We start from the raw sequence: 25,735 nt of genomic DNA, 5'->3' as shown, positions 1-25,735 counted from the left end.
GCGCCCCACACAAGCCCCACACGAGGGGCCCCGAGCGCGGGGCGCCGGACGACACCGGTCCGGAAGCCAAAAGCAACTGCTAGCTGCAAGAACTCCTACAATCCGGATCATGTGGCACCAGCCGACAAGGCGCCATCAATATCATGCAGCTATTCGGCGGTAGCGGAGCCGAGCCGAGGTCGAGATTGCACGGCGCGAATAATTGCATGATCACGACGGGGAGTGCCTGCTGGCGTGTTGCCCGCACGCCGTCACGCTTCCGTGATCATGTAGTTGAGCGCCACGGTCATCCCTCCGGGCCCGACCGGCCGTCCCCGCCGTTCCCGCCGGCCGTCCCCGCCGTTCCCGCCGCCCGCGAGTCGAGGCTCTGACCCGTCACGGTCTCACGCGGGATCGTCCACGGTCTGGCCGTGCATTGGGGACGCGCGGAAGAGGTCGGTGAAGCGCGTCCCCGCTCGGTGGTCACCCTCCAGCGTGAGGTCGCCGGAGCGCAGCGTTTCGTCGAACCGGCGCTCACCGAGGATCAGGCCCCATAGCGTGGCGACGTCGGTCTCGATGATCGCATCGGGCTGTTCGGCGCTGCCGCGGACCAGCTCGATCCGGCCCTCGGCGACCGTGGCCCGGAAGCGGTCGTCGCCGAGCCGCAGCTCATAACTCCCTCGCAGGTCGCCGGCGGCATGCGGGGCGAACATGTCCCTCAGGGCGAGGACCAGGGAATCGGCGCTGGAGCCGGCGGTGGAGGTCACCGGAGCGCGGCTGCCCCACCGGCCGAGATGGGCCAGGACGGGTTCGAGGTCGTAACCCCACTCGGTCAGCTCGTACACCCAGGTGCCTGCGGGCGGGCCGAGCTTGCGGCGCCGGATCACCCCGTCCTGCTCGAGTTCACGCAGACGCTGGGACAGCACGTTCTGACTCGCGGTGGGCAGACCGCGATGCAGGTCGGTGAACCGCTTCGGGCCGAGCAGAAGCTCGCGCACCACCAGCAGGGCCCAGCGCTCACCGACCAGGTTGAGACCACGCGCGATGCCGCACGGGTCGTTGTAGCTTCGCCTGCCGGACATGCCCCGAGCATATTCGTTCACTCTGTTATCCGCACCGCTCGCTTTTGAATATGATGCCGTTACTCCTAGAGTAGGAGTTCCGATGATGAGGAGTGGTCTGGTGAAGACCGAACGTGCCCCCGATCCGATGGCGCTGCCGCAAGGTGACCTCGGCCTGCTGGACAGCGACGTGGCCGCACGTCTGCTCGCCTCGACCGAACTGGCGCGCCTGGCGTACGTCGCGGCCGATGGCACGCCACGGGTGTTCCCGATGCTGTTCCACTGGACCGGCGCCGATGTCGTCATGTCCACGTTCGAGGGGACACGTAAGATCGCCGCCCTGCGGGCCAGGCCCGATGTCGCCATCACCATCGACCGTGCGTCCACGCCGCCGGAGGTGCTTCTCATCCGCGGCCAGGCCACGGTCACGGATGTGGAGGGGGTCGTTCCGGAGTACGCGCTGGCTCAGCGCCGCTACGCCGGCCCCGAGCAGGCCGCCGTCAATCTCGCCGAGGTCGATCACCCGGGCACGAGGATGGCGCGCATCGCCGTGCGTCCGACCTGGGTGGGGGTTCTCGACTTCCAGACCCGGCTCCCAGGGGGCACCGGCATCGAGGAGTTCCAGCGTCGCGGCCGGGCCGGGTACGGGAATGAAGACGAGAGGGAGGACGGCTGACCATGGCCACGTACGTCCTGATCCCCGGCGGCGGGTGCAGCCCGTGGTACTGGCGGCCGCTGGCCGCCGAGCTGCGTGAGCGTGGCCATGACGTCGTGGCGGTGGATCTGCCCTGCGACGACGACTCGGCCGGGCTCACCGAGTACGCCGACACGGCCGTCGACGCCATCGGCGACCGCACCGACCTGGTAATGGTGGCCCACTCACTCGGCGGATTCACCGCCCCGCTGGTATGCGACCGGGTGCCGGTGGGCCTGCTGGTGATGCTCCAGGGAATGATCCCGTCACCGGGCGAGGCGCCGGGGGACTGGTGGGCCAACACCGGTTACGAGCAGGCCAGGCGGGAGCAGGCTCGAGAAGACGGCACGGCCCCTGGCGACGTGGCCGACGACTTCTTCCACGATGTCCCGCCGGACCTGGTCGCAGGGGCGAAGCAGAGCGCGCGCGAGCAGTCCGCGACACCGTTCGCCGAGCCGTGGCCGCTCAAGGCGTGGCCCGATGTGGCGACGAGATTCCTGCTCTGCAGCGACGACCGTTTCATCCCGGCCGGCCTCATGCGCCGCGTCGTACGGGAACGCCTGGGCATCATCCCCGACGAGATCGCCACCGGGCATATGCCGATGCTCGCCCGCCCCAAGGAACTCGCCGAACGCCTGGAGGCGTATCGAACCGGACGCTAGGCCCGAGTCGGCTCGCCGCCGAGGGGAACGACCAGGGGGCCGCCCGAGACCGGGTCGGTGATGACCTCGGCCCGCAGGCCGAACACCTCCGCGAGCAGTTCCACCGTGAGCACCTCGGCGGGCGGTCCCGAGGCGGCGATGCGGCCGTCGCGCATGGCGACGAGCCGGTCCGCGTAGCGCGCCGCCAGGTTGAGGTCGTGCAGCACCATGACGACCGTACGGCCGTGGTCGGTGTGCAGCCGGCGGATCAGCTCCAGCACCTCGATCTGGTGGGCCAGGTCGAGGAAGGTGGTGGGCTCGTCGAGCAGCAGCAGGCCGGTGTCCTGGGCGAGCGCCATGGAGATCCAGGCGCGCTGCCGCTGCCCGCCGGACAACTCGTCGAGGGGCCGGTCGGCCAGCTCGAGCAGCCCGGTCTTGGCCAGCGCGTCGGCCACCGCGCCCTCGTCGGAGGACGACCACTGGCGGTACCACGACTGGTGGGGGTGCCGGCCACGGGTCACCAGGTCGGCGACGGTCAGTCCCTCCGGTGCCTGCGGCGCCTGAGGCAGGATGGCCAGCCGTTTGGCCACCTCACGGGTCGGCACCTTCGCGATGTCGTCCCCGTCCAGCAGCACTCGGCCCGCGTGGGGCTTGAGCAGCCGCCCGAGGGCGCGCAGCAGCGTCGACTTGCCGCACCCGTTGGGCCCGATGATGGCCGTGACCCCGGTGCCGCCGAGGTCCAGGGACAGCCCGTCGACGACGATCCGGTCGCCGTACCCGAGCCGCAGGTCACGCGCGGTCAAAGAAGCCACTAGGTCGCCTTCCGCCGGGACCGGATGAGCAGATAGATGAGGAACGGTGCGCCGAGAACCGCCGTGACCACGCCGACCGGCAGTTCAACGCCGCCGAAGGCGGTGCGGGCGATCAGGTCCGAGCCGACCGTGAGAACGGCGCCGACCACCAGGGAGCCGACCAGCGGCGGCCGGGCGGATCCGCACAGCCGCAGTGCGATCTGCGGGGCGGCCAGCGCGACGAACTCCACGGGCCCGGCCGAGGCGGTGGCGACCGCCGCCAGCGCGATGGCGGTGAGGACGAGGACGGACCGGGCCAGATCGACCCTCAGCCCGAGGCCGCGTGCGGAGTCGTCGCCGAGCCTCAGTGCCTCGAGCGTGTGGGCGCCGAGCAGGGCCAACGGGATCAGCAGCACCAGCGCGAGGGCCACCGGGCGGACGTGCTCCCAGCCGCGTCCGTTGAGGCTGCCGGTGATCCAGACCATGGCGCGAGATGCCTGGTCGACGTCCCCGAGGGTGAGCAGCCACCACTTCACGTTGACGGCGATGCTCGTCACGCCGATGCCGACGAGTACGAGGCGGTAGCCGTCCAGGCCCTGCCGCCAGGCCAGCAGGTAGACGCCGATGCCGGCGAGCAGGCCGCCCGCGAGCCCGGCGAACGGCACGCCGAGCGTGGCGACCAGCCCGCTCACCCCGCCGGCGCCACCGCCAGTGATCATCACGGCGACCACGGCCACGCTCGCCCCCGAGGTGACCCCGAGGATGTCCGGGCTGGCCAGGGGATTGCGGGCGACCGCCTGCGCGATCGCGCCCGACAGGCCCAGAGCCGCGCCGACCAGCGCCCCGGTCAACGCGCGGGGCAGCCGGAGCTCCATGACGACGAACCGGTTCTCCTCGCCGCCGAGGAGGGTACGGAACACGTCGCCGACCCCGATCGGAAAGTCGCCGCGGCCGACGCTGAGCGCCATCAGCAGCACGAGCAGGGAGAGCCCGGCGAGGACGACGATGATGGGACGGGGCCGGACCCGGAACGACACGCGGGCGACCCGCACGGTCAGCGAGGCGCCGCCCGTGCGTACGGTGCCGGCGGGTGCGGCGCGCAGTGCGGGCGTGCTCATAGGCGCACCGGCTTGCGGCGGCGCACCAGCGCGACGAAGAACGGACCCCCGATCAGGGCCAGCATGATGCCCACCTCCAGTTCACCCGGCCGGGCGACCATGCGGCCGGCGATGTCGGCGCCGAGGAGCAGGATCGCGCCGAGCAGCCCCGAGTACGGCAGCAGCCACCGGTGGTCCGGGCCGGACAGAGCGCGCGCGAGGTGCGGCACGATCAGGCCGACGAAGGCCAGCGCACCGCAGACCGCCACCGCCGACCCGGTCAGCAAGGTGATCGCCGCGATGCCGAGCGCCCTGGTCAGCCCGACCCGGCGACCCAGCGAGCGGGCCACGTCCTCGCCGAGGGCGAGCGCGTTGAGACCAGGCGCGTTGGCGAGCGCCAGGACGAGGCCGAGCAGCACGAACGGGAGCACCTGGGGGAGCAGCCGGGAGTCACGGCCCGCGATAGCGCCCGCCTGCCAGAACCGGTAGACGTTCAGGGCCTGCTGGTCGAGCAGCACGATCCCGGAGATCAGGCCGTGCAGGAGCGTGCTGACGGCGGCCCCGGCGAGCGCGAGCGTGATGGGGGTGCCTCCGCCGCCGCCCACCGAGCCCAGCGTGAAGACCGCGATGCTCGCGACCAGGGAACCGAGGAAGCCGAACCAGATGTAGACGCGCAGGTCGGTCGTGCCGAGGGTGAAGATGCTCAGCACCATGGCGAACGCCGCCCCCTGCGTGACACCGAGCAGGCCGGGATCGGCGAGCGGGTTGCGGGTGTGGCCCTGGACGAGCGCTCCGGCCACCCCGAGCGCGGTCCCGGCGAGCACTCCGAACGCGGTGCGGGGCAGCCGCAGCGAACGCACCACGACGTCCTGTTCGGTGCCGGTCGGATGGGTGATCGCCCGCCATACCCCGGTCAACGGCACCTGCATCGCTCCGATCGCGATGCTCGCCACCGTCACGCCCAACGTGAGCAGCGCGAGCCCGAGGAGGGTCAATAGCCGGTGCCGGCGTAGTGCGGTCAGCGGCACCGCCGTCATGTCCCGCCTTCAGTCATCAATCACCCTTCGAGCCCGTATCGGCCGACTTCGTGTGGTTAGGTATACCTAACCTAATTGAGGTTAGTTTTACCTAACTGTGGAGGAATGTTAGATGACGTCGTCTTCAGTGCGGCGTGCGGCCGCAGGGTTCACGGTCGCCGCGCTGGCTGTCATGGGCCTGGTGGGCTGTGGCTCCGGCTCCGACACGGCGGCCAAGGGGGACAAGCCGTTGCGGACCGTCGCTCACGCGATGGGCGCGACGAAGATCTTCACCGAGCCCAAGCGGATCGTCGCCCTCGACCAGAGTTTCGTCGACGCCGCCCTGTCGCTGGACGGCGACGTGGTCGGCTACACCACCTACCGGTCGGTCAACGAGAAGCTCCCCGACTATCTCGGTGAGGCGGCGAAGACGCACGGCAAGGAGGCCACGTCGGTCGGCACCCTCGCCGAGCCGAGTCTCGAGAAGATCGCGGCCCTCAAACCCGACCTCATCCTGTCGGCCAAGGTCAGGCACGAGGCGCTGTACGGCAAACTCGCGCAGATCGCGCCCACCGTCTTCAGCGAGACCACGGGCGCGCTGTGGAAGGACAACCTCCGGCTGGTGGGCAAGGCGCTCGGCAAGGAGCAGCTCGCGGACCAGCGGCTCAAGGAGTACGAGGCCCGCGCCCAGAAGATCGGCGCCGAGATCAAGGAGAAGGGCGGCAAGCTCCCGACCGTCTCGGTCGCCCGGTTCACCGACGAGCCGACAGTGCGCCTCTACACGGCGAACTCCTACTCCGGCATCATCCTGTCGGACATCGGTTTCCCCAGGCCCAAGGGGCAGCCCACGTCAGAGGAGATCGCCGTCGACCTCAGTGAGGAGCGCATCGCCGACCTCGACGCCGACCACATCTTCGTCGCGACGTACAAGGACGAGAAGAACACCTCGGCGCAGGTCCAGTCGAAGTTCGAGGCCAACCCGCTCTGGGACAGGCTCAAGGGGCACAAGCACGAGGTCGACGACCTCACGTGGATGACCGCCGTCGGCCTGCAGGGCGCGCACGAGGTGCTCGACGACCTCGCCAAGATCTTCGAGGTGAATCCGGCGACCGCCTGAGACCGGAACGGTCACCGGCCTTTCGACCCGACGGACCGCCGCCGTACACCCGGACGCCCACGTGATCCTCGCGTGTGCCTCCGAGGTGACGGCGGCGGTCGCCGCCAGGCCTAGCGGGCCGTGGAGCCGTTGATCCCGAGATGGTCGACGACCAGCCTCAGGGTGGCTGTCAGGTCATCGACCTTGGCATTCAGTTCCGCCATGCCGGTTTTGAGTTCGGCCACGTCGGTTTTGAGTTCGGCCACGTCGGTTTTGAGTTCGGCCACGTCGGTTTTGAGTTCGGCCACGTCGGTTTTGAGTTCGGCCACGTCGGTTTTGAGCCCGGCCACGTCGGTTTTGAGCCCGGCCACGTCGGTTTTGAGCCCGGCCACGTCGGTTTTGAGCCCGGCCACGTCGGTTTTGAGCCCGGCCACGTCGGTTTTGAGCCCGGCCACGTCGGTCTTGAGCCCGGACACATCGGTCTTGAGCCCGGCCACATCGGTCTTCAGCTCGGCCACATCGGTCTTGACTTCCGCCATGTCGGTCTTGAGCCCGGACACGTCGGAGGTCAGATCGGCCAGCTGGCGGGTGTGCCGCTCCTGGGTCTTGATGATGGTGCGGATGTTCGCGCGGACCTCTGTTAACCCCGCGGCGAGCACTTCGATCTGACCAGGCCCGGCCCAGGTCTCCAGCACGTTCACGCGTCCCTCCAGAATCGTCACGAGGTCTTCGGTCGATGCCATGAGAGTCTCCTCTCTCGGGGGGCTGTATGCATCCGATTCCGGACGGTAACCGTGTGCGGTTCTGTGACATCAGTCCCTTCAGGCGATCTGTGGATAACCTCCGTCGAGCCGTGCGGCAGACTGGCACCGGAACGTGGTTCTTGCTTGGAGGCTCGTCATGCGTGAGGTCGTTGTGTGCTCACCGGTCCGGACGCCGGTCGGCCGGTTCGGCGGTTCCCTTCGGGAGGTGCCGCCGCAGCAGCTCGCCGCGACCGTCATCAAGGAGTTGCTCAAGCGCACCGGCGCCGACCGCATCGACGACGTGATCCTCGGCAACTGCAACCCGAACGGTGAGGCTCCGGCCATCGGCCGGGTCGCCGCGCTCGACGCCGGACTGCCGGTCGAGACGGCGGGCCGCCAGGTCGACCGGCGCTGCGGTTCCGGTCTGCAGGCGGTGATCGACGCTGTGCTGCAGGTGCGGAGCGGCGCGAGCGACACGGTCATCGCGGGCGGGGTGGAGAGCATGAGCCAGGTGGAGTACTACGCCACCGGCCTGCGATGGGACCGTCCCGGGGCGGAGATCAAACTGACCGACCGGCTGGACCGGGCCCGTGTCACCGCCGGAGGCGATCTGCACCCCGTGCCGGGCGGAATGATCGAGACCGCCGAGAACGTACGCCGCATGCACGGCATCCCGCGCGCCGAGCAGGACGCCCTCGCGCTGCGTTCGCATCAGCGGGCCGTCGCGGCCCAGCAGGAGGGACGGTTCGCCGCCGAACTGGTCCCCGTGGAGGTCCACGGACGCAAGGGAACGGTGGTCGTCGACCGGGACGAGCACCCCCGGGCCGACACGTCCGTGGAGAAGCTCGCCACGCTGCGGCCGGTGCGCTTGGCCCAGGATCCCGAGTCGACCGTCACCGCGGGCAACTCCAGCGGCCAGAACGACGGGGCCGCCGTGTGCCTGGTCACGACCGCTGAGATCGCCGACCGGCTCGGCCTGGACGTGCGGGCCCGCATGGTGTCGTGGGCCGTCGCGGGCGTACCGCCGGAACTGATGGGTCTCGGGCCCATCCCCGCCACCGCCGCCGCGCTGAAGCGCGCCGAGCTCACCCTCGACGACATGGACCTCATCGAGCTGAACGAGGCGTTCGCCGCCCAGGTGCTCGGAGTCACCCGCGAGTGGGGACTGGCCGACCTCGACCGGGTCAATGTCAACGGCTCGGGAATCTCGCTCGGCCACCCGGTCGGCGCCACCGGCGCGCGAATCCTCACGACTCTGCTGCATGAGATGAACCGCCGCGAGTCCCGATACGGCCTCGAGACCATGTGCATCGGGGGTGGTCAGGGCATGGCGGCGGTGTTCGAGCGGGTCACCTGATGCTCGACGGCCTGCGGGTCCTGGAGATCTCGAGCTTCGTCGCCGCGCCGCTCGGCGGTATGACGCTCGCCCAGCTCGGCGCCGAGGTGATCCGGGTCGACCCGATCGGCGGCGCCCCCGACGTACGCCGGTGGCCGCTCGCCCCGTCCGGCGCCAGCCTGTACTGGGCGGGACTGAACAAGGGCAAGCGGTCCGTCACCGTCGACCTGCGCTCCCCGCGAGGGCGGGAGATCGTCAGCGCCCTCGCCGCCGACACCGGGGTGGTCCTCACCAACGCGCCCCGGCCCTCCTACGAGGAACTCGCCGCGGCCCGTCCCGATCTGATCCACCTGCGGATCGAGGGTCACCACGACGGGCGGCCCGCCGTCGACTACACCGTGAACGCCGAGACGGGTTTCCCCCTCGCCACGGGGCCGGAGGATCACACCGACCCGGTGAACAACGTCGTGCCCGCCTGGGACATCGCCTGTGGGCTCTACGCCGCCGTGGGCATCCTCGCCGCCGAACGGCACCGGTCGCGTACCGGTGAGGGAAGTGCGCTGCGGCTGCCGCTGGCGGATGTGGCGCTCGCGACGGCCGGCAATCTCGGCCTTCTCGGCGCCGCGGTCCTGGGCGGCGGTGACCGGCCGCGGATCGGCAACCACCTGTACGGCGGATTCGCCCGCGACTTCGCCACCGCCGACGGTGAGCGAGTGATGCTCGTGACGCTGACCGCGCGGCACTTCGCGGACCTGTGCGCGGTGACCGGGCTGGCCGAGGTGTTCACCGAGCTGGGGCGGCTGCTCGGCGCCGACTTCGGCGCCGACGCCGACCGCTATCGGCACAGGGAGGCCATCGCCGCTCTCATCGAGCCCTGGTTCGCCGCGCGTACTCTCGCCGAGGTGTCGAAGGCGCTCAGCGGGTGCTCGGTGCTCTGGTCGCCGTACCGCACCTTCACCGAGGCCGCTCGCGCGGCGACGGCCAACCCGCTCATGACCGAACTCGACCAGCCCGGCATCGGACGCCACCCGGTGCCCGGCTCGCCCATCGTCTCGGGAGCCGGCCGTGGCGCCGCGCTAGCTCCCGCGCTCGGCTCCGACACCGACGACGTGCTCACCGAGATCGGCCTGGACGCGGGCGAGATCGTGGCGCTCCGCGGGGAAGGGATCGTGGCGTGAACGAGCGGCCCGGGCCGGCGGACTCGGTTGCCGGCTGGGATCCGGCCCCCTTCGAGGTGACCGATGAGATCACGCCCGGGCCGGTCACGGCGCTCGCGGGCCTGTTCGACTTGGCGGCGCCGGCAGGGCCGCTGCCGCCCCTCTGGCACTGGCTCTACTTCCTCGACCGCCCGGCACAGCACGACCTCGGCCCGGACGGGCACCCACTCGCGGGCGGGTTCATGCCGCCGATCCCGGACCGGCGCAGGATGTTCGCGGGCGGCCGCTGGACCGCGCAGGCCCCGTTGCGGGTCGGCGACGTCGTCACGCGACGTTCCTCGCTCGCCGCCGTCACCCCGAAGCGCGGCCGCAGCGGTGAGCTGCTGTTCACCACCGTGCGCCACGAGTTCCGCCGCGACGGGCGGACGGTCGGCGTGGAGGAGCAGGACATCGTCTACCGCAGTGGCCCCGGCTTCACGCCTTCCGCGGTGAAGCGGCCCGTCGAGCCGGAGCCCGGCCCGTGGCGGATCGATGTGACCGCCGATCCGGTGCTGCTGTTCCGGTTCAGCGCGCTCACCTACAACGCGCACCGCATCCACTACGACCGCCCGTACGCGACGGAGGTCGAAGGGCATTCCGGGCTGGTGGTGCACGGGCCGCTGCTCGCGCTGCTGCTCGCAGAACTGCCCCGCCGGGCGGGACGCTCCGTCACGGCGCTGGAGTTCCGCGCGCGGGCACCGCTCTACGATCGGCAGCCGTTCACCGCGACCGGCGGCCCGGGCACGGACCTGCGGGTCATCGGCCCGGGCGGCGTCACCGCCATGACGATGAACGTGACGACCTCCTCCTGACGGTCTCGTTCCGCCTTGCGCCGTCCCTCGCGACGATCTAATGTCCCGAGCAAGCATTCGCTTGGTAGTGCCACCCGGTTACGGAGGCCAGATGCGCCGCGGCATCCACCTGCTCGAAGAGGTCGAGTTCCACCCGATGAACTCACGCAGGCCGCTGGAGTACCTGCGGTGGCTCACCGCGTACAAGAAGCAGGACGACGAGCTCGCCGAGGGCGATCACGAACTGACCGCGGGCACGTCGATCCGGTCCCGCGACATCGACCTCGTCGGCGCGTTCTACGCCGTCGGCATCACCGGGCATCCGCAGTTCAAGGTCGTGACGCTCTGGGACTGTCACGGTGGCTGGGACGGCGGCTGGCGGCAGATGATGGAGATCTACGACAACGTCAAGGAGAACCTCTTCCTCTCCGACATCGACGACCTGCGCTTCACCGCCTTCTCCCGCCCTCTCGGCGCCGTCTCCGGCGTCCCCGCGCTCGCCCACCTCGTCGCCGAGCCCTACGGCGCGCCGTTCTACGTCTTCGAGAGCGCCCGGGTGCGCCCCGGCGCCGCCCTCGACTACCTGGCCGCCGTACGGGAGGAGCGGGCGCCGGTGCTCGCCGAGCACGGGCATCGCCTGGTCGGGGCGTACGAGGTGCTGTTCACCGACAATGAGGCCGTCACGCTCTGGGGGACCGATCTGGACTCCCACCTCGAGGTCCAGCGGGCCCGCGACGCCGCGCTCGGGCTCGACGACGAGACCGTCCCGGACCATCGGCTCGTCTCCTGGCGGGAGCGGGCCCGTGACTTCCTCGAGGGCCCCTGGCGCGAGACGCTGCTCGCGCCGTTCCCCGGCTCCAAGCTCGCCCCCCGGTAGCGTTCGGCGGCCCGCCGGGTCGGGCCGCAGGCGCAGTGAGCCCCGGTGTGTTCACCGATTCCTCAACTCGTCGTCACCCGGCCCTTCTGCGCTGGCACGTTATGGTCATGGTCATCTACCCTCCGAAAGCGCCGTCCGAGCCGCCGACCGTGCCCTCACGACGGCGGACGGTGCCGCCCAAGGACCGGTGGATCGGGGCGGCGCTGGCGCTCGGGTGCCTTGTGGTCATGCTGGCGCATCTGCGGCTGCCCTACCCCTCCGACCAGCTGAACTACCTGACCGCCGCGGAGCGTTTCCCGCGGCCGGTCCCCGACGCCGCCGCCGTACACCAGGTCACGCGATTCGGCCTGATCGTGCCGACGCGGCTGGCGATCACCGTCTTCGGCTACTCCCAGGCCGCCTACCACGTCGTCCCGCTGCTGGCCGCGCTCGCGCTGCTGCTCGGCACCTACGCGGTGGGCGGTCTGTTGTTCGCGCGACCGGTCGGCGCCGCGGCCGCCGTCGTGGTGCTCGCCTCGACGCCCGTCGCCTACGACTCCACCGATCTGCTGCCGGACGTGCTCGCCGCGGGACTGTTCACCATCGCGCTTGCCATGGCCGTGGCGATCCGCCGGCGGCTGCTGTCGGCGGGGCCGGGGGTTCTGCTGCTCCTCGGTCTCCTGCTCGGCTGGTCCTACCTCGTACGCGAGTTCGTCGTGTTCCTCTGGCCGCTGGTGGCGGTGCTGGTCTTCCGCAGGGTGCGGTGGCCGGGGCTGCTGTGGGCGGCCGCGCCGGTCGTCGCGCTCGTCATCGCCGAGACGCTGCTGTGCTGGGCGATGTACGGGGATCCGCTGACCCGGCTGCGCTCGGTCACCGGGCACGGGTCGGGTCCCACGACGCCCGAGATCGCCGGCACCTTCCAGGACAAACCGCGTCACGTCTACCTGCTCCGGCTGCCCACGACCCTCAACGACTATCCGGAGGGCGTCTGGCTGGTCCTGCTCCTCGGGCTGACGCTGCTCGGCGGGTTGCTGCGACCACGCAGGTTCGCCGTCCCCGTGGCATGGCTCGCGCTGCTGTGGGTGCCGCTGACCCTGCTGGGCGGGATCGTGGACCCGTCCGCCCCCAAGCTACGGCTGCAGCTCATCCGGTACTGGTTCCCGATCTTCCCGGCGTTCGTGCTCGGTGGTCTCGGGCTGATCTGGCTGGCCGCCCTGGCCGTCCGGCGACGGGCCCGGGATCGGCCCGGCGCGCGCCGGGCGGCGGCGGCCCTGCCCGCGGCGGTCGTACTGGCCGTCGCGGCGTCCGCGGCGGGCACCGCGATCCGTGGCTGGTGGGCGGAACCGGGCACGCGCGTGGGCGGCGGCACCCAGCTGGAGGCGTTCCGGTCCTGGATGGCGCGGCACGGGGACGGCGTACCGGCGGTGTGGGCGGACACCCACACGGCCAAGACCCTCACCGTCTACCGGGAGGGGCCGTTCGGCGGTCTCGCATGGCGCGCGGAGGTCCTCCGCGCCGCCCCTGGAGGGTTCGGTCCCCGGCCCGGAGACCTCGTCCTGTTCTACGACGTCGACCAGGGCCGGGTCTGCGGCTCCTGCCGCAAGTACGCCCGCCTGACCTGGGGCGACCCTCCTCGGCCGAGAACGGGGTGGCGAGAGGTGTACGCCACCCGTGACGGCATGGTCAGGGCCTACCGCGTAGGCCCCTGACCCCGTCAGGCGCCGGCGAGGCGCCGGACGATCGGGGTGAAGGCGTCGAGGTCGGATTCGTTGTGCAGGACGTAGTAGGAGATGCCGTGCTCGTCTCGCCGGCGGCGCAGGGTCTCGCACATCTCCGGCAGATCGCCGGCGAGGACCTGCGGAGTGTCGGCCTGCGCTGACGGATCGGCGGCACTCCACGCCGAGACGTCCTCTCCCGCACCGACCCGCAACACGGACGCGCCGAGTTCGATCTCGCCGAACCGGTCGCCCGCAGCCTCGCGGATGATCTCGACCTTCCGCCGGAAGGCGTCCGGGCCGCTGTCGGAGGTGTCGGGCCCGGAACCGTCGGGTCGTACGCGCATGGTCAGGTTGACGATGTCGGCCTCACGGGCGGCCAGCCGCAGCATCCTCGGCCCGCCGCCGCCCAGCATGAGCCGCGGGTGCGGTCGTTGCGCGGGAACCGGCTGCTGTTCGAGGCCGTCGATCGTGTAGTGCTCCCCGGCGTACGAGAACGGCCCGCCGCGCCAGAGGCCCTTCATCACCTGGATCGCCTCGGCCAGTCGCGCGACGCGTACGCCGGGCGGGTCGAGTGTCATGCCGGCCCGATCGTAGTCGCGCGCCATCCAGCCGGTCCCGATGCCGAACTCCAGGCGTCCCTCCGACAGCACGTCGAGGGTGGCCGCCTCCTTGGCGAGGACGGCCGGGTGCCGGAAGTCGTTGGCGAACACGAGGGTGCCCACGCGCAGCCGCGAGGTCGCGGCGGCGGCCGCCGCCAGCGCCGCGACCGGCGCGAAACGCGGGCCGACCAGGTGATCGGGGACCAGGAGGGCGTCGAAGCCGGAGTCTTCGAGCCGCCGCGCCTTGTCGGCCCACGCCCTGCCCGACTCGGCCATGCGTGCCACTGCGGCGAAGCGGAACGGCCGGCTCATCAGCCCTCCCGGAAGGCGTGTCGTCAAACGTGCATACCAAGCGCTTGCTCGACAATATAAGTGACGTTATCGTCGCGGGAAAGAGAGGCCGGGAGGCGGTGGCGGATGCCCGTGCTCGAATCACCGGGACCCGCGGTGCCGGTGCGTGACGTGACCGACGACGAGATCGTCTTCTTTCGGGCGAACGGCTGGGCGCGGCTGCCGGCGCTGGTCGTCCCCGAGTTCGTGACGGACCTGAGGGATCGGGCGCTCACCCGGCTGCGCGGCCGGGAGGAGCGGCCCCGCACGAGTTACGTCGACCGGGCCTTCGGCCAGGACCGCGACATCGCCGAGCACGACGAGGCGTTCCGCGCACTCGCCCTGTCGCCGCGCATCGCGCGCAACGCCGTACGGCTCATGACCGGGGTCGAGGCGGTCCGGCTGCAGGTGACCAACCTGCTCGTGAAGGAGCCCGCCGGCAGCGACGAGCACGGGGACGGGCACGGCGCGACCGTCTTCCACCAGGACTTCCCCTGGATGCCGATGGACCGGTCGGCCATGCTCACCGTCTGGCTCGCCCTCGCGGACGTACCGGCGGACATGGGCTCGCTGCGCTTCTACAACCGATCCCACCTGCACGGCACGCTCGGCCGCAGCTTCGTCCGCGACGGCGACGACGCGCCCAGCCAGCACCCGTGGCTGACCGCGCTGGAGCTGTCTCCGCCGCTCGACCTGGCGGCGGGCGACGCCACCGTGCACAGCTCGCTCGTCGTGCACGGCGCGCCCGCGAACCGCCGCGACGAGCCGAGGCTCTCGTTCACCGCGACCTACTTCGATGCCGCGGCGCTCTACACCGGCGCGCCGTACGGCCAGACCGACGATCTCGGCCTCGAGGTCAACCGGCCGTTCGAGCACCCCAGGTTCCCCCTGGTCCCGGCGGCGTGATGGCCGAGACGGCAGGAGCGGAGACGGCGGGAGCAGAGACGGCAGGCGTCGAGACGGCACGCGTCGAGACGGCACGGGGGCCGGTGGCCGATCTCGGGGCGACGCTCATGCACGAGCACGTCTTCGGGCTCAGCCCCGAGATCCTCTGGAACTGGCCGGACATCCCCGAGGGGTGGGACCTGGAACGCCGCGCCCGCGAGGCGGCGGCCAAGCTCGACGACCTCAAGGCCGCCGGTGTCGACACCATCGTCGACCTCACCGTGATCGGGCTCGGCCGTTACGTTCCCGCCGTGCAGGAGGTCGCGGCCCGCACCGCGGTCAACATCGTCGTCGCCACCGGCCTGTACACCTACGACGCGCTGCCGCCGTACTTCGGCAACCGCGGCCCAGGCTCGCTGTTCGGCGGCCCGGACCGGCTCGCGGAGTTCTTCGTGCGTGACATCACCGAGGGCATCGGGAACACCGGTGTCAAGGCCGCGGTCCTCAAGTGCGCCACCGACCGGCAGGGCGTCACGCCCGGCGTGGAACGGGTGCTCCGCGCCGTCGCGCAGGCCCACCGCGAGACCGGCGTCCCCATCTCGACGCACACGCACTCCGGCAGCGAGCGCGGGCTCGACCAGCAGCGGATCTTCGCCGAGATGGGCGTGGACCTGTCCCGCGTCGTCATCGGGCACGCGGGTGACTCCACCGACCTCGGCTATCTGGAGTCGCTCATCGACCAGGGCTCCTACCTCGGCATGGACCGCTTCGGCATCGACTCGATCACGCCGTTCGAGGACCGGGTCGCCACCGTCGCCGCGATGTGCGCGCGCGGCCACGCCGGCCGGATGGTCCTCTCGCACGACTCGTACTGCTTCAACGACCGGTTCGACCACGACGTCGTCGCGGTCCGGCACCCCAACTATCACCTGCTCCACATCTCACGGGACGTGCTCCCCGCGCTCCGGAGGGCCGGAGTCACCGAGGAGCAGATCCGGCTGATGCTGGTCGACAACCCGCGCCGTGTCCTCGCGCGCCGAGCCCCTTACTAGCGGGACCCTTACCAGGGAGGTCAGCGTGAGTGTTCCCGAGACCGCCACGGACTTCGACATCACCTCGGACTGGCACGTCGCCGACCCCTATCCGTTCCTGCGCCGGCTCCGTCACGACCGGCCGGTGTTCTGGAGCGAGCATCTGCGGATGTGGGTGCTCACCCGGTACGACGATGTGCGCGACGGCTACCGGGACCACCGGCGGTTCTCCAGCGCCGGCTCGCTGACCGTCAACCGGATGCTCACCGACGACGTCAAGCGGTCGCTCGGCCGGCACCAGTCCTTTCTCGACGACTTCGCCGCCAACGTCGACCCGCCCAAGCACACCCGGATGCGGCGGGCGATCTCCCGTGCCTTCACCCCGCGGGCGGTGAGCAGGCTCGGCGACGACTTCCGCGCCGAGGTCGACCGGGTGCTCGACGACGTGGCCGGCAAGGGCCGGGCCGACCTCGTCTCCGAGATCGCCCACCTGCCATCGGCCCGTCTCACCGCCGCCTTCATCGGGGTGCCGGCCGAGGACGAGCAGCAGGTCAAGCAGTGGGTGTACTCCTGGTTCCAGCTCTTCCTCTCGCCCCAGCCGCCCGAGCGCCAACGTGAGCTGGCGCAGGACTTCCTGAAGTACCTCGACTATGTGGACCGGCTGGTCACCGAGCGCCGGGCCGAGCCGCGCGACGACTTCACGAGCCTCATGGCCGAGCTGATCGACACCGGCCCGGACGGCTTGTCGCACCGTGAGGTCGTCGAGACGATCAGCGCGATCCTGCTCGGCGGAAACGACACCGTGCCGAACGGCTTCGCCAACGCCGTCTACCGCCTGCAGCGGTCGCCGGGCGCGTGGGAGGAGATCGTCTCGGACCTGTCGCTGATCCCGAACATGATCGAGGAGACGCTGCGCATCGACGGCGCCAGTCTCGGCTCGTTCCGGAGGGCGACCGAGGACGTGACCCTGCACGGGGTGACGGTGCCGGCCGGGTCCGAGGTGCTGCTGCACGCGGACTCGGCGTCCCACGACGAGACCGTGTTCCCCGAGCCCGAGCGGTTCGACGTTCGGCGCCCCAACGCCCGCGAGCACATGGTGTTCGGTTACGGCATCCACCACTGCGTGGGCGCCGCGCTCGGCCGGCTGGAACTGGAGATCGCCCTGCGGCGCACGGCCGAGCGGCTGCCCTCGCTGCGGCTCGCCGAGGGGCAGCGCGTCGCCTATCGCAAGAGCCTCGTCGGCCGCGGCCTGCCCCGGCTGCTGGTCGAGTGGTGAGGGTCGCCGGGCGGGCCGTCTTCACGCCCGGCGACCGCCGCCGCTGAGCGTGAACACGGGCCGCGGTGCCCGGCCCGAGTCGCTCCGCCCGTCTCCGCGGGGGACCGGAGTTGGTGGCGCGGGCGGGCGGTTGTACGGTCCAGATCAGCCGGGAGCCGGCTGAGCGCTGGCGCCGGGAGGTGCGTCGCCGGTTCGGGATTCACCGAGGGTAACCTTGCGGATCGTTGCAAAACCGGTTGAGCGAGGTCAGGAGGTAGGGGTGAAGCGTCCGACCATCGCGGACATCGCCCTTCGGGCCGGAGTGACCAAGAGCGCCGTGTCGTTCGCGCTCAACGGCCGGCCCGGCGTGTCGGAGGCCACCCGCGGCCGGATCCTCGCGATCGCCGCCGAGCTCGGATGGCAGCCGAGCAGTGCCGCCCGTGCGCTGGCCGACGGCCGGGCCGGCGCGCTCGGCCTGGTGGTGGACCGGCCGGCGCGCACGCTCGGGATCGAGCCCTTCTTCATGCAGCTCATCTCCGGCATCGAGGGCGAGCTGGCCTCCCGTGAGGTGGCGCTGCTGCTGCAGGTGACCGAGGACCGCTCGGCGCAGCTCGCCACCTATCGCCGCTGGTGGGCCGGGCGCCGGGTGGACGGGGTGTTCCTGGTCGACCTGCACGTCGACGACGCGCGGGCCGAGTTGCTGCGCGGCCTCGGCATGCCCGCCGTCGTCATCGGCGGCCCGGACGGGCTGGCCGGGTTGCCGGGCGTGTGGAACGACGACGCGGCGGCGGTGCGCTCGGTCGTGGAGTACCTGGCCGCGCTGGGGCACCGCCGGGTAGCCCGTGTCGCCGGCCTTGCCGAGCTGCGGCACACGCTCGTGCGCACGACGGCGTTCGAGGCGGTGGCCGGAGAGCTGGGCGTGACACCGGTCGTGGTCGGCACCGACTACACCGGTGAGGAGGGCGCGCAGGCGACCCGGTCGCTGCTCGCCTCCGTCGAACCGCCGACCGCGATCGTCTACGACAACGACATCATGGCCGTCGCCGGACTGTCGGTCGCGGCCGAGATGGGCGTCCGGGTGCCCGACCGGCTGTCGATCGTGGCCTGGGACGACTCGGTTCTGTGTCGTCTGGTGCATCCGCAGCTGACCGCAGTGAGCCTGGACATCCCCGCCTACGGCGCCCACGTCGCCCGCCGGCTGCTCGACCTGGTGGCGGGCGGCGAGGTGACCGGGGCCTGCAACGCGACGCCCGTGCTGGTGCCGCGCGCGAGCACAATGCCGATCCGCCCCGGCCGGGCGTGACGGTGCCCCCGTGTCTCAGAGCGATTACGGGGCATTGGCGCTTAATCGGTTCAGTGCTGTCACGCCTGCACCGGGTGACCGAGCCGGCCGTGCCCGCGCCGGATGAGTTCCCCGCTCGACGGTTGATGGGAGCCGCAGGTGAGACCACACAGGATCGCCGCGTTCGTCATGGGTGCCGTGCTCGCCGCCGCCCTGGCCGGTTGCGGCGGCGACGACGGGTCCGGTGGGGGCGGGGCGCTCGCGGCGACGGTCCGCTCGGTGGCGCTGGCCGTCCTCGCGGGCCACGCGGTGAGCCGTTACCGGTTCGCCGGGCGCGGAACCTTCATGACCACCGTGCTGTCCACCCAGATGTTCCCCGGCGTGGCCGTCTACGTCTTCATGACGGCCTGGGGCGAGGTGCTCTTCGCCTCGGTGCTGACCGACGCGAGCACCCGCACGCTGGCCGTGGGCCTGCGCACCTACGCCAGCCAGTCCAACGTCTACTGGAACCAGATTATGGCGGCCTCGCTGGTCGTCGGCGCCCCCGTGGTGGTGGGCTTCCTGGCCCTGCAGCGCTTCCTCGTCCAAGGCCTGACGGCGGGCGCCGTCAAATCCTGAGCCACCACCGGCGCACAACTGCATGATCACGGCGATAGGAGGGGCGGGATCCCCTCCTCGCCGTGATCATGCACTTGTGCGCCCTGCCGTGGCCTGGTCCAGGCGGGCGGCGATGGTGTCGAGCGTGCCGATGATGGCGAGGGTCTCGGCGAGCGGCATCACCGGCGACTCCAGCTCCCCGGCGCGCAGGCAGCGGGCCACCTCGGCCGCCTGGTAGGTGTAGCCGTGGCCGTCGAGCTCGGCGGTGAAGGTCTCGGGCTCGGCGTCCCTGCGGTGCAGCGTCATGGCCGTGGGCCGGAAGAACGGCGCGGCCACCTCGATCCGGCCCTTGGTGCCGGTCACCGTGGCCGTGTGCGGAGAGTCGGACATGAGCCCGCAGTGCAGGAGGGCGACCGCCCCGGAGTCGTATCCGAGCAGGACGCCGGTGTTGGAGTCGACGCCGGTCGGCGCCGAGGCGGCGGTCGCCTGCACCGTGCCGGGCGGGCCGAGCAGCATCCACGCGAACGACACCGGATAGATCCCGAGGTCGAGCAGCGCGCCGCCGGCCAGTTCGGGCGCCCACAGCCGGTGCGCCGGGTCGAAGGCCGAGGCGAAGGAGAAGTCGGCGTAGATGGAGGTGATCTCACCGATGGCGCCCTCGGAGACCAGCGTCCGCAACCGGGTGATGAGGGGGTTGAACCGGGTCCACATCGCCTCCATGGCGAACAGCCCGCGCTCGCGGGCCACCGCGATGAGCCGCTCGGCGTCCGCCGCGCCGGTGGTGAACGGCTTCTCCACCAGTACGGCCCGGCCGCCCTCCAGGCAGGTCAGGGCGGCCGGATAGTGGCCGTTGTGCGGCGTCGCGACATAGACCACGTCGACCTGGTCGTCGGCGGCGAGATCCGCATGCGACCCGTGCGCGCGCGGTATTCCGTGCCGGGTGGCGAACGCTTCGGCCGTGTGCGCGGCCCGGGAGCCGACCGCGACGACCTCGTGATCGGGCAGCCGGAGCAGGTCCTCGGTGAAGACCCGGGCGATCCCGCCCGTGCCGAGGATGCCCCAGCGGATTGGCGTGTCGGTCATGGGCGGAATCGTATGGCGTTTCGCCAGATGGTTGTCACGCTGGGTGTCACAGCGTGGGTGTCACAGCCTGAGGTGTCATCGGTCATGAAGGGACGGAGGGAACGGCTCCGCGACCGGCGATCGCCTCGCGGTGCGTCTGGATGATCTCCGCGTAGCGGTGCCCGCTGTCCTTCACCGTGCGGGCCTGCGTGGCGTAGTCGACGTGCACAAGGCCGAAGCGCTTGTCGTAGCCGTAGGCCCACTCGAAGTTGTCGAGCAGCGACCAGGCGAAGTACCCGTCGACCGGGACGCCCCGGCGCGCCGCGCGGGCGCACGCGTCGAGGTGGGTCTCCAGGTAGGCGGTGCGCTCGGCGTCGTGGACGGCGCCGTCGGCGGTGACGGTGTCGGCATAGGCCGCGCCGTTCTCGGTGACGAGCATGCGCTGCGGCGCGTAGTCCTCGGCGACGCGGACCAGCATCCGTTCCAGGCCGTCCGGGCTCACCTCCCAGCCCATCGCGGTGTGGAAGGCACCGGGCGGATCGATCTGGCGGGCGTACGGCGCCGGGCCGGTCGGGTCGGCCGTGAGGACCTGGCGGAAGTAGTAGTTCACGCCGAGCCAGTCCAGCGGCTCGGCGATGGTCCGCAGATCTCCGTCGCGAAGCGGCAGCTCCACCCCGTACAGCTCGACCATGTCCTGCGGGTAGCCCCGGCCGTGGATCGGGTCGAGCCACCAGCGGTTGAGGTGGCCGTCGGCGCGCCGGGCGGCGGCGACGTCCTCGTCCCGCTCTGAGGCGGGGTCGCACGGCGAGTGGATGTTGACGAGGCCGACGTTGGCCCCGGGCACGTTGGCGCGGATGGCCTGCACGCCGAGTCCGTGGGCGAGGTGCAGGTGGATAGAGGCGCGCACCGCGGCGGTCAGGTCGGTCCAGCCGGGCGCCATGTCGCCGTCGAGGTGGCCGATCCATGCCGAGCAGAGCGGCTCGTTCAGGGTGGTCCACTCGGTGACGCGGTCGCCGAGTGCGGCAGCCACGACCGCCGCGTACTCCGCGAACCGCTCGGCGGTGTCGCGCTCGGGCCAGCCCCCGCGGTCCTGGAGCACCTGGGGCAGGTCCCAGTGGTACAGGGTGGGGTACGGCGTGATGCCCGCCTCGAGCAGCCCGTCGACCAGCCGGTCGTAGAACGCCAGGCCGGCGGCGTTGACGGGGCCGGTGCCCTGGGGCAGCACCCTCGGCCAGGCGATGGAGAAACGGTAGGCGCCCAGGCCGAGCTCGCGCATCAGCCGGACGTCCTCGGGCCAGCGGTGGTAGTGGTCGCAGGCGGTGTCGCCGGTGTCGCCGCCGTCCACCGCTCCCGGGACGCGGCTGAACGTGTCCCAGATCGACGGGGATCGGCCGTCCTCCGCCACCGCGCCCTCGATCTGGTACGCCGAGGTCGCCGCTCCCCAGACGAAGTCCGGGCCGAGGGCCGCTGGTTCATGCATGGGCACAGGTGTCCTCACAGTTCGTTCGGTTGCGTCGCATGGACGGGATCGCGCGGCCGATCACTTGACCGCGCCGGCGGTAAGGCCCGTCACGAGATAGCGCTGGAGCAGCAGGAAGCCCGCGACCACCGGGACGCTGACGACCAGCGAGGCCGCCATGACCTGGTTCCAGAAGACCTCGTGCTGCGTCGAGTAGCCCTGGAGCCCGATGGGCAGCGTGCGGGTGGCGTCGTTGGTCATCACGGAGGCGAACAGCGTCTCGCCCCACGCGGTCATGAAGGCGTACACGGTGACCGCCACGATCCCCGGCACCGCCGCGGGGACGATGACCCGCAGCAGCGCCCCGATCGGGCCGCAGCCGTCGACCCTGGCCGCCTCGTCCAGCTCGCGCGGGATCGAGTCGAGGTAGCCGACCAGCATCCAGATGGAGAACGGCAGCGAGAAGGTCAGGTAGGTCAGGATCAATGACCCGCGGCTGCCGTACAGCGCGATGCCGGTCACGTTCCCGACGTTGACGAAGATCAGAAACAGCGGCAGCAGGAACAGGATGCCGGGGAACATCTGCGTGGAGAGCACGGTCATCGTGAACAGTCGCCGGCCCGGGAACCGGTACCGGCTGACCGCGTAGGCCGCGAAGAGCGCCAGCACCACGGACAGGACGGTGGCGCTGCCGGCGACGATCAGGCTGTTGACGAAGTAGCGCGCCAGCGGCACGGTGTGCCAGATGTCGATGTACGGCCGGACCGTGAACGTCGACGGGATCCATTGGAAGTCGCCCTGCACGTCCCGCAACGGCTTCAGTGACGAGCTGAGCATCACGTACACCGGCGTGAGCGTGAAGATCGTCAGCAGCGTGAGGACGATCCGCCGGGTCCAGATGAACCAGGCCGGGGGCGCCATCGGGTTGCGGTTACGCATTGGCGCTCCTACTCCGGCGTGAGGTGGCAAGCAGGTAGACGGCGGTTACGAGGAGCAGGAACAGCAGGAGCAGAACCGACATCGCGGAGCCCGTGCCGAAGTTCCAGGTGACGAACGACGCCTGATAGATGTGGATTGAGATCAGGTCGGCGTTCGCCGGCGCAGCCTTGCCGAACAGCACGAACGGCGTGGTGAAGTCATTGAAGGTCCACAGGAACAGCACGAGCACCAGGACCTGGTTGAGCGGCCGCAGTGAGGGCAGCGTGATCCGGTGGATCTGCCGCCAGGTGCCGGCCCCGTCGATCGCGGCCGCCTCGTACAGGTCACGCGGGATCGACTGCAGGCCCGCCATCAGCACGAGCAGCGCGAACGGCCAGTTGCGCCAGACGGCGACGGTGAGCAGCGCCCAGAAGCTGTTGCCGCCGATCAGCCAGAACGGCTTGTCACCGACGAGATGCAGTTGGTCGGCCAGCACATGGTTGACCAGCCCGGCGTCCCGCTGGAACATGAACGCCCAGGTCATGACCGCCGCGTAGACCGGCAGCGCGTACGGGATCAGGAAGATCGCCCGCAGCGTGCCGCGTCCGCGGAACCGGTCCTGCATCAGCACCGCCGCGATGGTCCCGAGCAGCCAGGACAGCCCGACCGCGAGAACGGTGAACGCCGCGGTGATCAGAAACGAGTGCAACAGCGCGCGGCCGACCGGAGCGTCGAAGTCGACCGCCACCCGGTAGTTGTGGAGTTTCACCCAGGGCGCGTCGGACCAGTTGCGGATGTAGAAGAGCGTCAGTTCCCGGAAGCTCATCACGGCGCCGACGACCATCGGCACCACGTGGACGATCAGTTCGCAGATGAGTGCGGGAAGCAACAGCAGATAGGGCAGTGCCTTGCCGCCGATCCGACCTCGCCGGCCTGGCCGGGCGCCCGAGGGCGCCCGGCCGGTCTTGCGTGAAGTGCAGGGGTCGGACGGCCGGGTCCCGGCCGCCGCCGTGGGCTGGGTCATCCGGCCATCTTCTGCTGTGCCTCGGTCAGCTCGGCCTTCACCCGCTCCTCGGTGATCGGCTTGCCGGAAGCGGCGTCGGCGAACAGGTTCTTCAGCGCACCGCCGATGAGCGTCTCGAACTGGCTCTCCTGCGGCACCATCGGTAGCGGGGCCGCCGAGCCCGCGAGGACCTGCTTGAACACTTGCAGGTCAGGGGTGGAGAACGCCGGGTCCTGCTGAGCCGACGCCACCGACGGCAGCGACTTGTACGCCTTGTTGAGGATCTTCTGCTCCTCGTCGCTGGTCATGAACTTCACGAACTTCAGCGCGCCGTCCTTGTTCTTGGTCGACTTGAAGACCGCGAGGTTGATGCCGGCGACGAGCGAGGTGATCTTCTTGCCGTCCGGGGGAGTCTGGGCGGGCAGCGGCACCGGGGCGACACCCCAGTCGCCGGGCTTCATGCCGAGGTCGATCAGCGAGCTTTCGGCCGTCTGCCACATGAGCATCGCGGCCTTGCCGGTGGCGAAGTCCTTGACCGACTGGTTGGCGGAGTACTCCGCGTTGCCCGGAGCGGCGATCTTCTCCTTGGCCATCAGGTCGACGTACGCCTTCATGGCGGTGACCGCCTGCGGCGTGTCGAACTGCGGCTTGCCGGCGGCGTCGAAGAAGTCCGCGCCGTACTGCTGGCCGAACACGAACGCGTGGTGGCTGTTCTCCGGGATGCTCGCGCCCTCGATCGCCAGGCCGTGCTTGCCGCCCTTGGTGAGCTTCTTGCCGTCGGCGATCAGCTCCTCCCAGGTGGCGGGCGGGTTCTCGATGCCCGCGTCGGCGAACATCTTCTTGTTGTAGTAGAGCGCGTACGCCATGGAGTAGATCGGTACGGCCGCCGGGTCCTTGCCCGGGGCTCCGGTCGAGGCCAGCGCGGACGGCAGGAACCGGTTCTTGCCGCCGACCTGGTCGAAGGTCTTCTGGTCGAACGGCAGCAGGCCGCCGGTGGCCTGGAGCGACGCCGACCAGGTGTTGCCGATGTTCAGCACGTCCGGTCCCTGGCCCGAGGTCGTCGCCGCCAGGATCCGGTTGAGCAGGTCGGTCCAGGGGACGACCTCGAGCTTGACCTTGATGCCGGTCTGCTGTTCGAACTTGGTCAGCTCGGGGGTCAGCACCTGCTTGTCGACCTCGATGGTGGCGCCCTGGTTGCTGGCCCAGTAGGTGAGCGTCTTGGGCGCGTCGTTGCCGCCGCCGCCCGTTTCCGTACCGCCGCCGCACGCCGCCGGGGCGGTCACGACGGCGATGAGGGCCGCCGTCACCGCCCAGGTCCGGCGGAGTCTGGAGAGGGGGTGGGTCTGCATGGTGCTCTGCCCTCCGCGTGTTGAAGGCGAGTAGAATCACGCCTTAATTCATGGCGTGATCTAAGCAGTGGGATGATGGGCCGTCAAGACCTGCCATCTCTATCGGGGACCGCACGGCCAGACGGCCGGCGGGAAGGGGCCGTAAATGCCTGAGGGCGGCAAGCGCACCGTCCGTGACCTGCGACGGGGCAACCGGTCGGTGCTGCTGCGCAGCCTCTATTTCGACGGCCCGCTGAGCCGTCAGGAGCTGAGCGGGCGGACCGGTCTGAGCGCCGCGTCGGTCAGCAATGTGGTCGCGGAGCTGATCGAGGGAGGCCTCGTCGTCGAGGCGGGAACGGTCGAATCCGACGGCGGCCGGCCTCGTGTGCTCCTGCGGGCCGCCCGCGACTACGGGCGGCTGGTGGGCGTCGACGTGGGGGAGACCCGCGTCATCGTCGAACTGTTCGACCTAGACCTGACGCGGCTGGCCAAGTCCGATCTTCCGCTCGGCGACGGCGGGCACGACGTGCAGGCCGTCGTCGGGCACATCCGGACCGGACTGCGCACGGTGATCGCCGAGGCGGGCGCCGACGCGGGAGCCGGTCCCGGCATCCTCGGCGTCGGTGTGGGCGTGCCCGGTGTCGTGGAGAGCACTCCCGAGGCCGTCGTGCACAGCCAGACCATCGGCTGGGACGCGGTGCCCCTGGAGCAGATGCTGGGGGAGTGCACCGACCTTCCACTGTTCGTCGAGAACGGTGCGACCGCGCTCGGCCAGGCCGAGATGTGGTTCGGCGCCGGTCGGGGCTGCCGGAGCGCCATCGTGGCGCTCATCGGCTCCGGAGTCGGGGCGTGCGTCGTCACGAACGGGACGCCCTACCGGGGCGCGACCGGCAGTGCCGGTGAGTGGGGCCACACGACGGCGCAGGTCGGCGGCGCGCGCTGCCGCTGCGGCGCGCGTGGCTGCCTCGAGG

General features: G+C 70.8%; 25 protein-coding genes. 14 read left to right on the top strand and 11 right to left on the bottom strand.

Translation table 11 applies throughout. The features are described 5' to 3' along the window. Positions 1-383: 383 nt before the first annotated feature. Positions 384-1,061 carry a winged helix-turn-helix transcriptional regulator gene (locus tag HKK72_RS16530; RefSeq protein WP_187235266.1) on the bottom strand — a complete coding sequence of 226 codons (678 nt, stop codon included), beginning with the start codon at positions 1,059-1,061 and terminating at the stop codon, positions 384-386. A 100-nt stretch (positions 1,062-1,161) separates the two neighbouring features. Between HKK72_RS16530 and HKK72_RS16525 the strand changes: the two genes are divergently transcribed. Beyond that, positions 1,162-1,716 (top strand): pyridoxamine 5'-phosphate oxidase family protein, encoded by a 555-nt coding sequence (locus HKK72_RS16525; protein WP_315987293.1) that lies wholly within the window; start codon positions 1,162-1,164, stop codon positions 1,714-1,716. Between the two features lie 2 nt (positions 1,717-1,718). Further along, the gene (locus HKK72_RS16520) at positions 1,719-2,396 is read left to right on the top strand and encodes an alpha/beta hydrolase (RefSeq protein WP_187235265.1); all 678 of its coding nucleotides are present in this window, start codon (positions 1,719-1,721) and stop codon (positions 2,394-2,396) included. Here HKK72_RS16520 and HKK72_RS16515 read toward each other — a convergent pair. From HKK72_RS16515 to HKK72_RS16505, 3 genes are read right to left on the bottom strand one after another with little or no spacing between them, the layout of a single operon-like run. Then, a complete protein-coding gene (locus HKK72_RS16515; RefSeq protein ID WP_187235264.1) occupies positions 2,393-3,187 on the bottom strand; it encodes an ABC transporter ATP-binding protein in 795 nt (264 codons plus the stop codon). The genes HKK72_RS16520 and HKK72_RS16515 overlap by 4 nt on opposite strands. Then, the gene (locus tag HKK72_RS16510; protein WP_187235263.1) at positions 3,187-4,284 is read right to left on the bottom strand and encodes a FecCD family ABC transporter permease; all 1,098 of its coding nucleotides are present in this window, start codon (positions 4,282-4,284) and stop codon (positions 3,187-3,189) included. Before HKK72_RS16510 ends, HKK72_RS16515 begins: the two co-directional genes overlap by 1 nt. Then, positions 4,281-5,300: a FecCD family ABC transporter permease gene (locus HKK72_RS16505; RefSeq protein ID WP_187235262.1), complete on the bottom strand. Its 1,020-nt coding sequence runs from the start codon at positions 5,298-5,300 to the stop codon at positions 4,281-4,283. Before HKK72_RS16505 ends, HKK72_RS16510 begins: the two co-directional genes overlap by 4 nt. 112 nt (positions 5,301-5,412) lie before the next feature. Between HKK72_RS16505 and HKK72_RS16500 the strand changes: the two genes are divergently transcribed. Next, complete coding sequence (locus HKK72_RS16500) at positions 5,413-6,396, top strand: ABC transporter substrate-binding protein (protein ID WP_187235261.1); 984 nt, start codon at positions 5,413-5,415, stop codon at positions 6,394-6,396. A gap of 110 nt (positions 6,397-6,506) precedes the next feature. Here HKK72_RS16500 and HKK72_RS16495 read toward each other — a convergent pair whose 3' ends face one another. Further along, on the bottom strand, positions 6,507-7,076 hold the full coding sequence (locus tag HKK72_RS16495) for a hypothetical protein (RefSeq protein ID WP_187235260.1): 570 nt from the start codon (positions 7,074-7,076) through the stop codon (positions 6,507-6,509). A gap of 199 nt (positions 7,077-7,275) precedes the next feature. Here HKK72_RS16495 and HKK72_RS16490 point away from each other — a divergent pair, with 199 nt between their 5' ends. The 5 genes from HKK72_RS16490 (at position 7,276) to HKK72_RS16470 (ending at position 13,006) form a co-directional block, all read left to right on the top strand. After that, positions 7,276-8,475 carry an acetyl-CoA C-acetyltransferase gene (locus tag HKK72_RS16490; RefSeq protein ID WP_187235259.1) on the top strand — a complete coding sequence of 400 codons (1,200 nt, stop codon included), beginning with the start codon at positions 7,276-7,278 and terminating at the stop codon, positions 8,473-8,475. Next, on the top strand, positions 8,475-9,632 hold the full coding sequence (locus HKK72_RS16485) for a CoA transferase (RefSeq protein WP_187235258.1): 1,158 nt from the start codon (positions 8,475-8,477) through the stop codon (positions 9,630-9,632). Before HKK72_RS16490 ends, HKK72_RS16485 begins: the two co-directional genes overlap by 1 nt. Further along, entirely contained in the window at positions 9,629-10,462 is an 834-nt protein-coding gene (locus HKK72_RS16480; protein WP_187235257.1) for a MaoC family dehydratase N-terminal domain-containing protein, read from the top strand. Before HKK72_RS16485 ends, HKK72_RS16480 begins: the two co-directional genes overlap by 4 nt. 91 nt (positions 10,463-10,553) lie before the next feature. Next, positions 10,554-11,318, top strand: a complete 765-nt coding sequence (locus tag HKK72_RS16475; RefSeq protein WP_187235256.1) for a hypothetical protein — start codon at positions 10,554-10,556, stop codon at positions 11,316-11,318. Between the two features lie 107 nt (positions 11,319-11,425). After that, positions 11,426-13,006 carry a hypothetical protein gene (locus HKK72_RS16470; RefSeq protein WP_187235255.1) on the top strand — a complete coding sequence of 527 codons (1,581 nt, stop codon included), beginning with the start codon at positions 11,426-11,428 and terminating at the stop codon, positions 13,004-13,006. Positions 13,007-13,011: 5 nt separating this feature from the next. Here HKK72_RS16470 and HKK72_RS16465 read toward each other — a convergent pair whose 3' ends face one another. After that, a complete protein-coding gene (locus HKK72_RS16465) occupies positions 13,012-13,926 on the bottom strand; it encodes a TIGR03621 family F420-dependent LLM class oxidoreductase (protein ID WP_187235254.1) in 915 nt (304 codons plus the stop codon). Positions 13,927-14,031: 105 nt separating this feature from the next. On the opposite strand from HKK72_RS16465, the gene HKK72_RS16460 reads away from it, so the two are divergent. The 5 genes from HKK72_RS16460 to HKK72_RS16440 all read left to right on the top strand — a co-directional run bounded on the left by HKK72_RS16460 (position 14,032) and on the right by HKK72_RS16440 (position 19,015). After that, positions 14,032-14,850, top strand: coding sequence for a phytanoyl-CoA dioxygenase family protein (locus tag HKK72_RS16460; protein ID WP_187235253.1), 819 nt, complete (start codon positions 14,032-14,034; stop codon positions 14,848-14,850). Next, complete coding sequence (locus tag HKK72_RS16455; RefSeq protein ID WP_187235252.1) at positions 14,850-15,881, top strand: phosphotriesterase; 1,032 nt, start codon at positions 14,850-14,852, stop codon at positions 15,879-15,881. The genes HKK72_RS16460 and HKK72_RS16455 overlap by 1 nt, the downstream gene beginning before the upstream one ends. A gap of 25 nt (positions 15,882-15,906) precedes the next feature. Beyond that, on the top strand, positions 15,907-17,136 hold the full coding sequence (locus HKK72_RS16450) for a cytochrome P450 (protein ID WP_187235251.1): 1,230 nt from the start codon (positions 15,907-15,909) through the stop codon (positions 17,134-17,136). Positions 17,137-17,395: 259 nt separating this feature from the next. Then, entirely contained in the window at positions 17,396-18,418 is a 1,023-nt protein-coding gene (locus HKK72_RS16445; protein WP_187235250.1) for a LacI family DNA-binding transcriptional regulator, read from the top strand. 138 nt (positions 18,419-18,556) lie between these two features. Continuing rightward, positions 18,557-19,015, top strand: coding sequence for a hypothetical protein (locus HKK72_RS16440; protein ID WP_222720786.1), 459 nt, complete (start codon positions 18,557-18,559; stop codon positions 19,013-19,015). Between the two features lie 66 nt (positions 19,016-19,081). Here HKK72_RS16440 and HKK72_RS16435 read toward each other — a convergent pair whose 3' ends face one another. The 5 genes from HKK72_RS16435 to HKK72_RS16415 form a co-directional block, all read right to left on the bottom strand. Then, positions 19,082-20,077 (bottom strand): Gfo/Idh/MocA family protein, encoded by a 996-nt coding sequence (locus HKK72_RS16435; RefSeq protein WP_187235249.1) that lies wholly within the window; start codon positions 20,075-20,077, stop codon positions 19,082-19,084. A gap of 82 nt (positions 20,078-20,159) precedes the next feature. Beyond that, entirely contained in the window at positions 20,160-21,536 is a 1,377-nt protein-coding gene (locus HKK72_RS16430) for a GH1 family beta-glucosidase (RefSeq protein WP_187235248.1), read from the bottom strand. Between the two features lie 60 nt (positions 21,537-21,596). Beyond that, on the bottom strand, positions 21,597-22,454 hold the full coding sequence (locus tag HKK72_RS16425; protein WP_187235247.1) for a carbohydrate ABC transporter permease: 858 nt from the start codon (positions 22,452-22,454) through the stop codon (positions 21,597-21,599). Further along, positions 22,447-23,457 (bottom strand): carbohydrate ABC transporter permease, encoded by a 1,011-nt coding sequence (locus HKK72_RS16420; protein ID WP_187235246.1) that lies wholly within the window; start codon positions 23,455-23,457, stop codon positions 22,447-22,449. The genes HKK72_RS16425 and HKK72_RS16420 overlap by 8 nt, the downstream gene beginning before the upstream one ends. Continuing rightward, positions 23,454-24,785 (bottom strand): ABC transporter substrate-binding protein, encoded by a 1,332-nt coding sequence (locus tag HKK72_RS16415; protein WP_187235245.1) that lies wholly within the window; start codon positions 24,783-24,785, stop codon positions 23,454-23,456. The genes HKK72_RS16420 and HKK72_RS16415 overlap by 4 nt, the downstream gene beginning before the upstream one ends. Before the next feature lie 145 nt (positions 24,786-24,930). On the opposite strand from HKK72_RS16415, the gene HKK72_RS16410 reads away from it, so the two are divergent. Next, a partial coding sequence (locus HKK72_RS16410) for an ROK family transcriptional regulator (RefSeq protein ID WP_187235244.1) occupies positions 24,931-25,735 on the top strand: 805 nt, incomplete at its 3' end.

This window comes from Actinomadura sp. HBU206391, assembly GCF_014323665.1.
Classification (GTDB): Bacteria; Actinomycetota; Actinomycetes; order Streptosporangiales; family Streptosporangiaceae; genus Actinomadura_C.
The sequence above is the reverse complement of the archived record's forward strand: the minus strand, read 5'-3'. Positions and strand labels throughout refer to the sequence as shown.